This is a genomic window from Microlunatus ginsengisoli, from assembly GCF_039537205.1.
In the GTDB taxonomy this organism is placed as follows: domain Bacteria; phylum Actinomycetota; class Actinomycetes; order Propionibacteriales; family Propionibacteriaceae; genus Microlunatus; species Microlunatus ginsengisoli.
In genome coordinates this window covers 256,252-270,500 of sequence record NZ_BAABAB010000017.1, presented here as the reverse complement: position 1 = coordinate 270,500, position 14,249 = coordinate 256,252, and the positions used below count along the sequence as shown (strand labels likewise).

Annotated in this window: 9 protein-coding genes and 3 pseudogenes; 9 read left to right on the top strand and 3 right to left on the bottom strand. The window is 74.5% G+C overall.

Annotated features, from left to right (window positions below; translation table 11 throughout):
• Positions 1–656: 656 nt before the first annotated feature.
• Genes ABD747_RS13665 through cobJ form a run of 3 tightly spaced genes read left to right on the top strand, consistent with a single transcriptional unit; the run spans position 657 to position 3,936 of the window.
• Entirely contained in the window at positions 657–1,754 is a 1,098-nt protein-coding gene (locus ABD747_RS13665) for a precorrin-3B synthase (protein ID WP_344805373.1), read from the top strand.
• Positions 1,751–2,401 (top strand): precorrin-8X methylmutase, encoded by a 651-nt coding sequence (locus tag ABD747_RS13660; protein WP_344805371.1) that lies wholly within the window; start codon positions 1,751–1,753, stop codon positions 2,399–2,401. Before ABD747_RS13665 ends, ABD747_RS13660 begins: the two co-directional genes overlap by 4 nt.
• Positions 2,398–3,936, top strand: a complete 1,539-nt coding sequence (cobJ, locus tag ABD747_RS13655) for a precorrin-3B C(17)-methyltransferase (protein ID WP_344805369.1) — start codon at positions 2,398–2,400, stop codon at positions 3,934–3,936. The genes ABD747_RS13660 and cobJ overlap by 4 nt, the downstream gene beginning before the upstream one ends.
• A gap of 224 nt (positions 3,937–4,160) precedes the next feature.
• Here cobJ and ABD747_RS13650 read toward each other — a convergent pair whose 3' ends face one another.
• From ABD747_RS13650 to cbiE, 3 genes are read right to left on the bottom strand one after another with little or no spacing between them, the layout of a single operon-like run.
• Complete coding sequence (locus tag ABD747_RS13650; RefSeq protein ID WP_344805366.1) at positions 4,161–4,718, bottom strand: hypothetical protein; 558 nt, start codon at positions 4,716–4,718, stop codon at positions 4,161–4,163.
• The gene (locus ABD747_RS13645; RefSeq protein WP_344805364.1) at positions 4,708–5,472 is read right to left on the bottom strand and encodes a cobalt-precorrin-4/precorrin-4 C(11)-methyltransferase; all 765 of its coding nucleotides are present in this window, start codon (positions 5,470–5,472) and stop codon (positions 4,708–4,710) included. The genes ABD747_RS13650 and ABD747_RS13645 overlap by 11 nt, the downstream gene beginning before the upstream one ends.
• Before the next feature lie 55 nt (positions 5,473–5,527).
• Positions 5,528–6,742, bottom strand: coding sequence for a precorrin-6y C5,15-methyltransferase (decarboxylating) subunit CbiE (cbiE, locus tag ABD747_RS13640; RefSeq protein WP_344805362.1), 1,215 nt, complete (start codon positions 6,740–6,742; stop codon positions 5,528–5,530).
• 261 nt (positions 6,743–7,003) lie between these two features.
• Between cbiE and ABD747_RS13635 the strand changes: the two genes are divergently transcribed.
• The 6 genes and pseudogenes from ABD747_RS13635 to cobA all read left to right on the top strand — a co-directional run.
• The gene (locus tag ABD747_RS13635; protein WP_425562528.1) at positions 7,004–9,013 is read left to right on the top strand and encodes a VWA domain-containing protein; all 2,010 of its coding nucleotides are present in this window, start codon (positions 7,004–7,006) and stop codon (positions 9,011–9,013) included.
• Positions 9,013–9,615, top strand: coding sequence for a cob(I)yrinic acid a,c-diamide adenosyltransferase (cobO, locus tag ABD747_RS13630; protein WP_344805358.1), 603 nt, complete (start codon positions 9,013–9,015; stop codon positions 9,613–9,615). Before ABD747_RS13635 ends, cobO begins: the two co-directional genes overlap by 1 nt.
• Positions 9,612–11,090, top strand: a pseudogene (locus ABD747_RS26720) (cobyrinate a,c-diamide synthase); the annotation flags it as partial. The gene cobO and the pseudogene ABD747_RS26720, both read left to right, overlap by 4 nt.
• A 582-nt stretch (positions 11,091–11,672) precedes the next feature.
• Positions 11,673–13,067 (top strand): Rv2231c family pyridoxal phosphate-dependent protein CobC, encoded by a 1,395-nt coding sequence (gene cobC / locus ABD747_RS26715; RefSeq protein WP_425562527.1) that lies wholly within the window; start codon positions 11,673–11,675, stop codon positions 13,065–13,067.
• Positions 13,064–13,309: pseudogene (locus ABD747_RS13620) on the top strand (NAD(P)-dependent oxidoreductase); the annotation flags it as partial. The gene cobC and the pseudogene ABD747_RS13620, both read left to right, overlap by 4 nt.
• A 45-nt stretch (positions 13,310–13,354) precedes the next feature.
• A pseudogene (gene cobA, locus ABD747_RS13615) lies at positions 13,355–14,101 on the top strand (uroporphyrinogen-III C-methyltransferase); the annotation flags it as partial.
• Positions 14,102–14,249 lie beyond the last annotated feature (148 nt).

Sequence of the window (14,249 nt, the reverse complement as noted above, 5' to 3'; positions counted from 1 at the left end):
TCTACACCCCAGCTGAAACACTGGCCAAACACATCGGTGTTGCGTTGACCCCCTGAGCCCGCCCCGCTCGTGAAGCTCTACGAGCGAAGTGGGGTGAAAGCGCGCGAAGATGCGGCGGGAGGTGACACGGGACGTCCCGCCGCCGGCCCGCGTAGAGGGCGATACGGGCCGCCCGGCTGACCCAACTTTGCTCGTCTTCCACCTACTTCGCTCGGTTTCCACCCACTTCGCGCGTGAAGCTCTACGAGCGGAGTGAGATGAAAGCGCGCGAAGATGCGGCGGGAGCCGACGCGGGACGTCCCAGGGCCAGCTCGCCGAGGCGGCAACCCGCCCCGCCCGGCTGACCCAACTTCGCTCGGTTTCCACCCGCTTCGCGCGGTTTTGTCCACCCACTTCGCTCGTGAAGCTCCACGAGCGAAGTGGGGTGAAAGCGCGCGAAGATGCGGCAGGAGGCGGCGCGGGACGTGACACTGGGCGCGGCGCGGAGGGTGACGCGGCAGGGGTGACGGGGGGCGCGCGCGAAGAAGCAGCGGACGTGACGCGGGCGTGACCCGGACCCGGGCGGGCAGCGATGCCGGTGGGCCGAGTGCGGCCCGCGTGGTTCACGGTGGCGACGGGAACGGTCCGCGCAGCGGCCGCGGCCTACGATGGCGGGCGTGAAAGCCGCCGACCGCTGCCCGGGCGTGCTCCGTCCGCATTCGGCGGAGGACGGCGCCGTGGTCCGGTTGCGGTTGCCGGGCGGCCAGACCACGGCCGAGGTGGTCAGCGCGCTGAGCAGCCTCGCCGAGACGTACGGCAACCCGGACCTGCAGCTCACCTCGCGGGCGGGGATCCAGCTGCGCGGCCTGCCCGACCCGCTGCCGCCGGGCGTCGCCCGCACTTTGCTCGGGCTCGGGCTGCTCCCCTCGCTCCCGCACGAGCGGGTGCGCAACATCGTCGCCTCACCGCTGACTGGGGTCACCGGCGGGCGTGCCGACCTGAGGGGCCTGATCCACGACCTGGACCACGCGATCATCGCCGAGCCCGCGCTGGCCGCCCTGCCCGGCCGCTTCCTGTTCGTGCTCGACGACGGACGCGACGACGTCACCGACCGGCCCTTCGACCTCGGCTACCGCGCGACCGACGGACGGACCGGCCACGTCCTCGTCGGCGGCGCCGCTCTCGGCTTCCCGGTGCCGATCGAGCGAGCGGTGGACACCCTGATCGAGCTGGCCGTCGGCTTCCTCCAGGCGCAGCACACCTCCGGGGTGTGGCACGTCCGTGAGCTGCCCGACTGGATCACCGGCATCGCCAACCTGGGGCCGGTCCCGCAGCCGCATCCCGGCGCGGGGTGTGGCACCGTCGGCGACCTGGGCGCGGCGGCCGGGGTCGCCGTGCCGCTCGGACTGCTCACCCCGGCCCAGGCAGCCGCGCTGGCCCGGGTGGCGCCCGGTCCGCTGGTGATCACGCCCTGGCGCGGCGTGGTCGTCCCCGGCGGCGCGGCCGGGCTGGCGATCCTGGCCGAAGCCGGCCTGGGCACCGACCCCGGCTCGCCCTGGTCGGTGATCACCGCCTGCGTCGGTGGTCCGTGGTGCGCCCGGTCGGCGGGCAGCACCCGAGCGGCCGCGTACGACCTCGCCGCGGCCGGCAGGCCGCCTACCCGGGTCCACATCAGCGGGTGCGAGCGGCGCTGCGGGGCGCCCAGCGGTGATCATCGCGACATCCTCGTCCGGCCGGAACCCGCGGTCTCTCGGTCGTCAGGCGCCGGGTCGTGACCACGCCGCCGACGCCGCGCTACGACTACGAGCACTCTCCCGAGGCGATCTATCGGCAGTCCTTCGCCACCATCCGCGCCGAGGCGGACCTCCTCGGGCTGGCGGAGGACGTACGTCCGGTGGCGGTGCGGATGATCCACGCCTGCGGGGATCCCGGCCTGGTCGACGAGCTGGTCAGCCATCCCGCACTGGTCACGGCGACCCGCGACGCCCTGGCGGCGGGCGCGCCGATCTTCACCGACGCGATGATGATCGCGTCCGGTATCACCCGCCGCCGGCTGCCCAAGGACAACGACATCGTCTGCCGGCTGGACGACCCGCGGGCGCGGGAGCTGGCCCGGTCCTGGCGCACGACCCGTTCGGCCGCCGCGGTCTCGCTGTGGGGCCCCCGCGTCGCCGGGTCGGTGGTCGCGATCGGCAACGCCCCGACCGCCCTGTTCCACCTGCTCGAGCTCATCGCCGACGGCGGGCACCGGCCCGCGGCGATCATCGGCATCCCGGTCGGCTTCGTCGGTTCCGCAGAGTCCAAGCGGGCGCTGGCGGACAACCCGTGGGACATCCCGTTCCTGGTCGTGCACGGCCGGCGCGGTGGCTCCGCGCTGTGCGTCGCCGCGATCAACGCGCTGGCTCAGGAGAGTGAGCTGTGACCGGCCGGCTGTACGGCGTCGGCGTCGGCCCGGGCGATCCACGCCTGGTCACCGTCCGCGCGGCCGAGCTGATCGGCAGCGCGGGCGTGATCGCGTACCACTCCGGGACGCATGGCAGTTCCATCGCCCGCGGCATCGTCGACGCCTACGTCCAGTCGGAGGTGATCGAGGAGCTCCTCGCCTACCCGGTGACCACCGGTGAGATCACCGACTACTACGCGACCATCGGGGAGTTCTACCACGCGTCGGCGGAGCGCCTCGCGCGCCATCTCGACGCCGGGCGGGACGTTGTGGTGCTGGCGGAGGGCGACCCGCTGTTCTACAGCTCGTACATGTATCTCCATGATCGACTCTCGGATCGCTACCAGGCCGAGATCGTGCCCGGCGTGACCTCGGTCAGCGCGGCCTCGGCCGCCACCGGACGTCCGCTGGTCCGGCACGAGGACGTCCTCACGGTGCTGCCCGGCACGCTGCCACCGGACGAGCTCGCGCGGCGGCTGCGGACCACCGACGCGGTCGCGATCATGAAACTCGGCCGGACCTTCCCCGCCGTCCGCGCGGCGCTGGAGAGAGCCGGCCGGCTCGACCAGGCGCTGTACGTCGAGCGCGCCAGCACGGGTGCCGAGCAGGTCCGGCCGGTGGTCGAGGTAGATCCGGACCGGGTGCCGTACTTCTCGATGATCATGGTGCCCGGAATGGACCGCCGGGCCGACGCGGCCGGCCGGGCGGAGCAGGCCGTCCGGGCAGAGCGGGCCGTCCGGGCAGAGCGGGTCCAGCCGCCCGCCGAGTCCCGGCCGCAGGCGGCGGAGGCCGAGCTGGTGGTCGCCGGGCTCGGACCCGGCCCGGACCGGTGGCTCACCGCCGAGGTCCGGGACGCGCTCGACCGGGTCGACCACGTGGTCGGCTACGGACCGTACGTCGATCGGGTGCCCGAGAGGACCGGACTGCGGCGCCACCCCTCGGGCAACACGGTCGAGCTCGACCGGGCCCGGGACGCGCTCGAGCTGGCGCTGGCCGGGGAGAGGGTGGCCGTGGTGTCGGGCGGTGACGCCGGCGTGTTCGGGATGGCCTCCGCGGTCTACGAGGCGGCGCAAGACCCTCGCTACGCGGCGGTCCGGATCACCGTGCTGCCGGGCCTGTCGGCCGTGCTCGCGGTGGCCGCCCGGGTCGGCGCCCCCCTCGGCGGCGACTTCGCGGTGCTGTCTTTGTCGGACCGGCTCAAGCCGTGGTCGGTGATCGAGACCCGGCTCCGCGCGGCCGCCGCGGCGGACCTGGTGATCGCGATCTACAACCCCGCCTCCCGGGTTCGTACGACCCAGGTGAAGCAGGCCAAGGAGATCCTGCTCGAGGTCCGCGAACCGGGCACGCCGGTGGTGATCGGCCGGGACGTCGGCCGCCCCGGCGAGGAGGTGCTGGTCGGCACGCTGGGCGATCTGGATCCCGACCTGGTCGACATGCGGTGCCTGCTGATCGTCGGGGCCAGCCGGACCCGGGTCGACCGTGGCGCGGTCTGGACGCCCCGCTCGGTCGGCTGAGGCTTCACCAGAGGAGCCCGATCGCCGTCCGAGACCGAGCCGGCTGCGCTCCGGTCGAGGTCACTCCACTTCGCTCGGCTCAGCGCGACTTCGCTCGCCGGCGACGCTGCGCGAAGTCACGGTCGGGTGCGCGAAGTGGAGCCGGACAGGGTGCGCGGCCGGCACGGAGGTCGATCGTGCTCTCCCCCGGCTCGCGCGGCCGAGGTCGGGGCTCGGCCGGCGACTCAGAGCGGGCTGCGGACCATGGTCCAGAACTGCGGCAGCCCCTCGACCCGAAGATGGTGCTCGACCTCGAAGCCCTGGGTGGTGAGGAAGCCGACAGCCGGTTCGGAGGTGGCCGCGACGAACGCCCGCTGATCGGCGGCGTCGGCCTCGTCCAGGGTCCGCTTCATCACTCCGGCCGCCAGCCCACGGGCCCGCCGGTCCGGCTCGACCGAGACGTGCACCAGCAGCCAGGCGTCCGCGGCGCTGCCTCGGCTCGCCTCGTCGACGGCCGCGGCGAACTCCATCGCGCGCTGCGTCGCCGACAACCCCAACCGGAACGGCGCGGTCACGAGGTCGACCCGGGAGATCAGCGGCGGCCGTACCTTGGCCGCCGGCGGCACCCACAGCGCGGCGGCGGGGCCGGGCGCCACGTCCACCCGGCCCTTGGCCCGGAGCAGCTTCAGCAACGCCGGGACGTACCAGCCGAGCAGCCGCCGGCGCCGCGCGTCGTCGGGCTGGATGAAGACGAACATCGGGTCGTCCTGCAGGGTCCGGCGGACGAGGTCCTCAGTCTCCACGACTGCCGTCCCGAGCCGACCGGACCCGGCTGCCGTAGAGATGGGACTCCACGAAGTCCTCGGCCCGGAACACCTCGCCGACCATGATCACCGCGGCCTGCCGCAAACCGGCGGATTCGACCTGGCCGGCGATGTCGGCGAGCGCACCCCGCAAGATCAGCTGCCGTGGCCGGCTGGCGTCGGCGACGACAACGACCGGGCAGCCGGCGCCGTACGACGGGATCAGTTGGGCGGCCAGCTCACGAACGTGGCGGACCGCCAGGTGCAGGACCAGGGTGGCGCGACTGCGGGCGAGCTCGGCCAACGACTCCGCTGCCGGCATCGCGGTCGAGTCTCGCTGAGCTCGGGTCAGGATCACCGTCTGCGCCACCTCGGGGACGGTGAGCTCACGGCCGACCAGCGCGGCCGCCGCCGCATAGGCCGGCACCCCGGGCGTGACGTCCCACGGCACGCCCGCACGATCGAGCCGGCGGGCCTGCTCGGCGAGGGCCGAGTACAGCGATGGGTCCCCCGAGCACAGGCGGACGACATCCTTGCCTTCCTGGTGTGCCGCGATCATCTCCTCGATGATCGAATCCAGGTCGAGATTAGCGCTGTCGACCAGCCGAGCGCCCGAGGGGCAGTAGGCGAGAATCTCGGCATCGAGGTAGGTCCCGGCATAGATGCAGACCGGCGAGGCCGCCAGCAACCGCACGGCCCGCATCGTGAGCAGATCCGCGGCGCCGGGTCCGGCGCCGACGAAGTGCACGGTCACGGGCGCTGCCTGTCCAGGCGCCCGGGGCGCCGAGCCGACCCGACGGCGAGCAGCGTCACGACATCTCCTCGTCCTTGCCGACGGCCCAGAGCACGACCGGGCGAGCCGGCCGCCAGCCACGGTAGCGGCCCAGGGGTTCGACCTGCTGCACCGAGATCCGGATCAGCTCGCCGCCGAGCCGGTCCTGCCGCGACACCAGGAGCTGCTCGGTTTCGATCGTGACCGCTGCGACGACCAACCGGCCGCCGGCCGGCAGGGCAGCCCAGGCCCGGTCCAGCAGCTCCGCGTCCGCGCCGCCGCCGACGAACACCGCGTGCGGCGCGGGCAGGCCGTCGAACGTCTCGGCCAGCGCGGTGTCGGCACCGACGACCCGGAGCTCCGGGACGCCCAGCCGGGCGGCGTTGCGTCGGATCCGCTCGACCCGGTCGGCGTCCCGCTCCACCGCGACCGCTGCGCAGCTCGGGTGGGCCCGGCACCACTCGATCGCGACCGACCCGGCGCCGGCGCCGAGGTCCCAGAGCAGCTCGCCCGGGCGCGGCGCCAGCCGGGCCAGGACCGCGGCCCGGACGTCGCGCTTGGTCAGCTGGCCGTCGTGCTCGAACGCTTCGTCCGGCAGCCCGCTCGTCCAGCCGTACGTCGTGGCGCCCCGGTCCGGCGTGCACTCCACGCAGACGACATTGAGTTGCGGCACGTCGGCGCACCAGCCCCGGGCGAGGCCCGACACCGAGGACTCATCCGGGCTGCCCAGATCGCCGAGCACCGCCATCGTGCTGGCGCCGTAGCCCGCGTCGACCAACAGCGCCGCCAAAGCCGCCGGGGTGTGCCGGTCCGCGGACAGCACCACCAGGCGTACGCCGGGGGCCAGCAGCCGACGGACGCGATCGACGGGACGGCCCACCACCGAGACCGTCTCCGCGCACTCGGCCGGCCAGCCCATCCGGGCTCGGGCCAGCGCCACCGACGACACCGCCGGATGGACCCGGACCCGGTCGGAGCCGAACTCCTCCAACAGCGTGGTGGCAATGCCGGAGAGCAGCGGGTCACCGCTGGCCAGCACGACCACCTCGTCCCGATCCGGATCGGCGAGCAGCCGGTGCAGCCCCGGCCGCAGCGGCTTGGGGAACTCCACGGCCCGCTGGCCCGGGGACAACGAGACGAGGTCCAGCAGGCGTCCGGCACCGATCACCAGCGGCGCCTCCCGGACGATCGCCCGCTCGGGCTCGGGCAGGTCGGCCCAGCCGCGCGCCGTCAGCCCCACCACCCGGATCACGCTGCGACTGTAGCCAGTGCGCTGTGGGATGATCGGCACCGGCAGCGGCGGAGGAATCCAGCGCGCATCTGGAGCGGTCCCGCCACTGTGAGCCGACCGGACGGTCCGCACCCGCGGAGCGTCGGTCGAGAGCCAGAACATCGGCCGCTGCCAGGGCCCGGCACGCCGGACCCTCTCGCCACGAACGAGCGGGCGTGGACACCCGCCAGGAGGAAACCCGTGCAGCACTACCCGTTCTCGGCCGTGGTCGGCTCCGACGACATGGCGCTCGCCCTGGTGTTGGCCGCGGTCTCGCCGGAGATCGGCGGGGTGCTGGTGCGGGGCGAGAAGGGTACGGCGAAGACGACGATGGTCCGCGGGCTGGCGTCGCTGCTGCCGGCGGTGCGCGTGGTCGACGGCTGCCGGTTCAGCTGTGACCCCGCCGACCCGGACCCGGCCTGCCCGGACGGCCCGCATGCCGCGGACACCGCCGTGGTGACCCGGCCGGCGAGGCTGGTCGAGCTTCCGGTCGGTGCAAGCGAGGACCGGGTGATCGGATCGCTGGACCTGCAGCAGGCTCTCGGCGCCGGCCAGATCGCGTACCAGCCGGGACTGCTCGCGGAGGCGCATCGCGGCATCCTCTACGTCGACGAGGTCAACCTGCTGCACGACCACCTGGTCGATCTGCTGCTCGACGCGGTCGCGATGGGCCGCTCGACGGTGGAGCGCGAGGGCGTGTCGGTCGCCCACGCCTCCCGGGTCGTGCTGGTCGGCACGATGAACCCCGAGGAGGGGGAGCTGCGGCCGCAGCTGCTGGACCGGTTCGGTCTGACCGTCGAGGTCGCCGCCCCGCGGGACCCGCAGCTGCGAGCGCAGGTGATCCGCCGGCGAATGGCGTACGAGCGGGACGCGGTCGGGTTCGCCGCCGGCTACAGATCGGCCGAGCGCGAGCTGGCGGAGCGGATCCGGGCGGCCCGGGCGCGGGTCGGCGCGGTGCGGCTGGCGGACGCCCAGCTGGTCACCATCGCCCGGGTCTGCGCCGGGTTCGAGGTGGACGGCATGCGGGCCGACATCGTGACCGCCCGCGCGGCGGTGGCACACGCCGCCTGGCACGGCCGCGATGCGGTCGTCAAGGCGGACCTGCGGGCGGCCGCCCGGCTGGCGCTGCCACACCGCCGGCGGCGCAACCCGTTCGACGCGCCCGGCCTGGACGAGGAGCTGCTGGACCGCTTGCTGGACGCCGAGCCAGACCCGGAGGGACCTTCGACCGGCTCAGGACCCGAGGACGACGGCGGCCCGGCGGGCGAACAGGGTGGCCCGCGCCCTTCGACAAGCTCAGGGCACGAGGAGAGCTCGGGGCACGAGGAGCGCTCGGCGGCGGGCCAGGAGGGTGCGTGCCCTGAGCCGGTCGATGGGCGAGAGGAGTCGGAACCTCCCAGCCCGTCGACAGGCTCGGGGCAAGAAGGGCGGCAGACGATCGCTCGGGCCGGACAGACGTACCGGACCCGGCGGTTCGTGGTCGCCGGGATCGGCGCCGGCGAGGCCGGCCGGCGCAGCCGGGCCGTGACCGACGCCGGGCGCACGATCGGGGTGAGCCCGATCGGGACGTACGGCCGGGGGCTGCACCTGCCCGGCACGATCCGGGCCGCGGCCCCGCACCAGCGGGCGCGCGGGCGCACCGGGGGCGGGCTGGTGCTGCGGACCGGCGACCTGCGCCGGCCGGTGACCGAGGGCCGGGAGTCCAACCTGGTGCTGTTCGCGGTGGACGCGTCCGGGTCGATGGCGGCGCGGCGGCGGATGGAGGCGGTCAAGACGGCGGTGCTGTCGCTGTTGCTGGACGCCTACCAGCGGCGCGACAAGGTCGGCCTGGTGACGTTCCGGGGCGACTCGGCGACGCTGGCGCTGCCGCCGACATCCTCGGTCGACGCGGCCGCCCGGCGGTTGGACGCCCTGCCGGCCGGCGGACGTACGCCGCTGGCGGAGGGCCTGCTGTGCGCCGCAGAAACGCTGCGGATCGAGCGGGTGAAGGACCCGCGCCGCCGGCCGCTGCTGGTGCTGGTCACCGACGGTCGGGCGACGTACGGACCGGACGCGGTTCACCGGTCCCGGCTGGCAGCCGACGAGCTACGCCGGACGGGGATCGGCGCGGTCGTGATCGACTGCGAGACCGGACGGCTCCGGCTGGGGCTGGCGCGGCTGCTCAGCGTGCGGCTCGGCGCCGACCATGTCGAGGTCGACGACGTGGCCGCGGGCACGATCCTGGACGTGGTCCGTCGCGAGCGGGCCGCCTGATGCCGAAGGGAGTGGTCGAGGCCAGCCCGGCCGACGGGCTGACCACCCGGCAGCGTCGGAACCGGCCGTTGGTCATCGTGCACACCGGCGACGGCAAGGGGAAGTCGACGGCCGCGTTCGGGCTCGCCCTGCGCGGCTGGAACCAGGGCTGGTCGGTCGGGGTGTTCCAGTTCGTCAAGTCCGCCAAGTGGCGGATCGGCGAGCAGAGCGCGCTGGAGGCGCTGTCGGAGACCGGCCGGGGCGGCCCGATCGAGTGGCACAAGATGGGGTCGGGCTGGTCCTGGTCGCGCAAGTCGGGCAGCGAGGACGACCATGCAGCGGCGGCGGCCGAGGGCTGGGCGGAGATCAAGCGCCGGTTGGCCGACCAGACCCACGGGCTGTACGTCCTGGACGAGTTCACCTATCCGATCAACTGGGGCTGGGTCGACGTCGACGACGTGGTCCGGACCCTGGTCGACCGGCCGGGCCACCAGCACGTGATCATCACCGGCCGGCGGGCCGACCCGAAGCTGATCGAGATCGCCTCGCTGGTGACCGAGATGACCAAGATCAAGCACCCGTTCGACGAAGGCCAGAAGGGCCAACGGGGCATCGAGTGGTGAACCTTCCCCGGCTGATGATCACCGCGCCCGGCTCGGGACACGGCAAGACGACGTTGGCCACCGGTCTGATGGCGGCGTTGCGCTCGGAGGGCCTGGAGGTGGCCGGCTTCAAGGTAGGGCCGGACTTCATCGATCCGGGCTACCACGCGCTGGCCACCGGGCGGCCCGGCCGCAATCTCGACCCGATGCTGTGCGGGCCGGAGCGGATGGCCCCCTTGCTGCTGCACGGCGCGGGGGCGCCGGAACCGGCCGACATCGCCGTGGTCGAGGGCGTGATGGGACTGTTCGACGGCCGGCTGGGTGGCGACGGCTTCGCCTCGACCGCGCACGTCGCCGGCCTGCTGCGGACGCCGATCGTGCTGGTGCTGGACGTCTCGGCCGTGTCACGGACGGCGGCCGCGATCGTGCACGGCCTGCACACGTTCGATCCCGACGTCCGGCTGGCCGGGGTGGTGCTGAACAAGGCCGGCTCGTCCCGGCACGCGGCCGAGGTGGTCGCCGCGCTCGAGGCCACCGGGCTGCCCGTGCTCGGCGTGCTGCCGCGCGACGCCGGGATCGAGCTGCCCTCCCGCCACCTCGGCCTGGTGACCGCCGCCGAGCAGCCGGCCGCGGCGGAGACGGTCCGCCGGCTCGGCGCCACCATCGCGGAGCACCTCGACCTCCGAGCCCTGCTGGCCCTGGCCCACGACGCGCCGGAGCTGGACGCCACCCCATGGGACCCAGCCACCGCCCTCGCCTCCCTCACCAGCTCCCCGTCCCTGCGCTCCCCGTCCCCGCGCTCCTCGTCCCCGCGCTCCCCGTCCCCGCGCTCCCCGTCCCCGCGCTCCTCGTCCCCGCGCTCCCCGTCCCCGCGCTCCTCCGCGGAAACTGTGCAGCTGTTGCAGGATCCGTCGGCGTGTCGCTGCAACAGCGGCACACTTTCCGGTGCGGGGGACGGGCTCGGAGGGGTGGAGTGGCACGCGGGGGACGGGCTCGGAGAGGCGGGACGGCACGCGGGGGACGGGCTCGGAGGGGCGGGGCGGCACGCGGGGGACGCACCCGCGGTGGCGGTCGCGGGCGGGCGGGCGTTCACGTTCCGGTACGCCGAGACCGACGAGCTGCTCCGGGCGGCCGGCTGCGACGTGGTCGAGTTCGACCCGCTGCGAGACACCGCGCTGCCAACGGGAACCGCCGGGCTCTATCTCGGCGGCGGGTTTCCCGAGGTACACGCGGCCGAGCTGAGCGCGAACGTCGCGCTGCGAGCCGACATCGCGGGCGCACTCGCGGCCGGTCTGCCGGCGGTCGCGGAGTGCGCCGGGCTGCTCTATCTGGCGGAGAGCGTGGACGGCGTGCCGATGGTCGGCGCCCTTCCCGGCCGGGCCGCGATGACCGGCCGGCTGACCTTGGGCTATCGCACCGCCATCGCCGAGCACGACTCGGTGCTGGCCGCAGCCGGCACCCGGGTGCACGGCCACGAGTTCCACCGCACCGCCGTCACCGGGCTGGATGCCGAGCGGGCCGGCTGGCTGCTGATCCCGTCCACTCCCGACCTCACCTACCGCGACCCCGTACCGCACGACCCCAGCGATCCCCGCCCGACCAGCCCTGGTCCCCGCCCGACCAGCCCTGGTCCCCACCCGACCAGCCCTGGTCCCCACCCGACTTCGCGCGTCGAAACGCGACTTCGCGCACCGTCGGAAGCGCGCGAAGTCGCCCCTAGCCGCGCGAAGTGGGAAGAGGCCGAGGCGGCAGGGGCCGGGTCGGCTTCATTCCACCCGACTTCGCGCGTCGAAACGCGACTTCGCGCACCGTCGGAAGCGCGCGAAGTCGCCCCTAGCCGCGCGAAGTGGGAACGGGCCGAGGCGGCCCACCCGGGGACCACCGCCGAAGCGGGCGCCGCGCAAAAAGACACGAGGGACGCCGCGGCAGGTCCGGGCCGCGCCGAGGAGGCGAAAGCAGGGGCGCCGGCCGAGGGAGGGGCGGAGCCAAGCGAGTCCGGTACCGCCCGTCGACACCGGCCGGGGCGCCCTGCGGCGGACGGGACAGCAACGGAGACGCTGCACGCCTCGTACCTGCACGTGCACTGGGCCGGGCACCCCGAACTGGCCGACCGGTTCGCGGCCGCCGTCCACGACTTCGCCGAGCGGGGCGTCTCCTGGCCCGCGGCGGCGGTCGCGGTCGTCGGGCCCGAGTCCGAGCCGCAGTCCCACTCTGAGCCGCAGTCCCACTCCAAGCCGCAGTCCCAGTCCGAGCCCGAGCTCCAGCCCCAGTCCGAGCCCGAAGGCCGACCCGAATCCGGGCCGGCACCGGAGTCCGGGTCCCGGCGCGGGCCCTCGAATCACGACCTGGACCACCACGGGGACGCGGAACTGGGCGAGGGCCTGGTCGACCTGGCGGTGAACGTCCGGGTCCGGAACCCGCCGGAGTGGCTGGCCGACACCATCGCGGCCACCATCGACCGGCTGGCCGCCTATCCCGATCCCGCGGCCGCCATCCGGGCCGTCGCCGACGCCCACCCGCTCGGGGCCCACCCGCTCGGGGCCCACCCGCTCGAGGCCCACCCGCTCGGGGCCCACCCGCTCGAGCGCGGGGCCGGCGACCCCATCACCCACGTGCTGCCTACCGCCGGCGCGGCGGAGGCGTTCACCCTGATCGCGCGGGCCTTCACGCCGGTCTACCCGGTCGTGGTTCATCCACAGTTCACCGAGCCGGAGGCGGCACTCCGCGCGGCCGGGCACACCGTCCACCGGGTGCTGCTCGACCCGGCCGACGGCTTCCGGCTGGATCCCGCGCTGGTCCCCGACCGCGCCGATCTGGTCGTCATCGGCAACCCGACCAACCCGACCAGCGTGCTTCATCCGCGCCAGCTGATCCGGGCACTCGCCCGGCCGGGCCGGGTGCTGGTGGTCGACGAGGCGTTCATGGACGCCGTGCCGGGCGAGCCGGAGACGCTGCTCGACGGCAGCCCGCTCGACGGCGTGCTGGTGCTCCGTTCGCTGACCAAGACCTGGGGGGTGGCCGGCCTCCGTGCCGGGTACGTCGTCGGCGACCCGGCGGCGATCGGCCGGCTCCGCGGCCAGCAACCGCCATGGTCGACCTCGACGCCGGCGCTCGCCGTGATCGAGGCGACCCTGACCCCGAAGGCGCGCGAGCTGGCGACGGAGGCCGCGGTGGAGCTCGGTGGGTGGCGGCGCGAGCTCGTCCACGGACTCGGCTCGCTCGGGCTGCCGGTCGCCGGCGAACCGCGCGGGCCGTTCGTGCTGGTCGACGCCCACGCCTGGGAGCGGGCCGGCGAACCTCCGGGCCGGCTCCGGCGGACACTGCGGCAGCGTGGCTTCGCGGTCCGCCGGTGCGATACGTTTCCCGGTCTCGACGCCGGCTGGATTCGGATCGCGGTCCGCGATCCGGAGACCACTCGGGCGTTGCTCGACACGGTGCGGGCGATCCGCACCAGCGAAGGAGACCGGCCATGACCTTCCACGCCGGCCTCGACGTCCGCGGCCGGCGGGTGGTCTGCGCCGACGGGCGCGCCGACGCACTGCCCGCCTTGTCCGCCCTGCTCGCCGCGGGTGCCCTGGTCGACGTGGTGGCGACCGACGTCGGCACGTCCGTCCTCGACCTGGCCCAGCGGGGGCTGCTGCGCTGGTCCGCACGGCAGCTCCGGCCGAGCGATCTGGCGCGCGCCGCACTCGTGGTCTGCGCGGAGCAGCAGGAGGACGTACGCACGCTGGCGGCCGCGCACGACCTCGCGGTCAGCCTGATCCCGAGCGCTGCCCCGGTCGGCGCTGGTCAGCCGGGCAGCGGCAGGGTCGTCTTGGTCGGCGGCGGACCCGGCGACCCGGGACTACTGACGGTGGCCGGACAGGCGGCGATCGGCGCTGCCGACGTGATCGTGGTCGACCGGCTCGCCCCGCTCGCCGCCCTGCGGCACGCCCGACCGTCCGCCGAGATCGTCGACGTCGCGAAGATCCCGCGCGGCGCGTACACGCCTCAGGAGCAGATCAACGACCTGCTGGTCCGGCACGCCGGCGCCGGAAAGCTGGTGGTGCGGCTCAAGGGTGGCGACAACTTCGTTTTCGGCCGCGGCGGGGAGGAGTGGCAGGCCTGCGCCGCCGCCGGCATCCCGGTCGAGATCGTGCCCGGCGTGACCTCGGCCGTCGCCGCCCCGGCACTGGCCGGCATCCCGCTCACCCATCGCACGCTGACCCAGGGCTTCACGGTGGTCTCCGGCCACGTGCCGCCCGGCGACCCGGCGTCGACCCTCGACTGGGCCGCGCTGGCTCGGACGAACACCACACTGGTCGTGATGATGGGCGTGGCGGCGCTGCCCCAGATCTGCGCGGCCCTGACGTCGGCCGGGATGCCGGCCGACACCCCGGCGGCGACGGTCGCCAGCGCCGGACTGCCCGACCAGCGCGTGGTCCGCGGGACCCTCGAGACGATGCCGCGACTGGTCGAGCAGGCGGCGCTCCGACCGCCGGCGATCACGGTGATCGGCGCGGTGGCCGCCTTCCGGCCCGGCGAGCCCGTCTCCCCCGAGATCCCCCCATCCGCAGAGATCCCCGCATCCGCTGAGATCGCATCGCCCGGAACGGATGAACCGCGGCGCGGAGACGGCTCCGAGGGGCTCGGCTTGGATACGCTGCCCTGAGTCG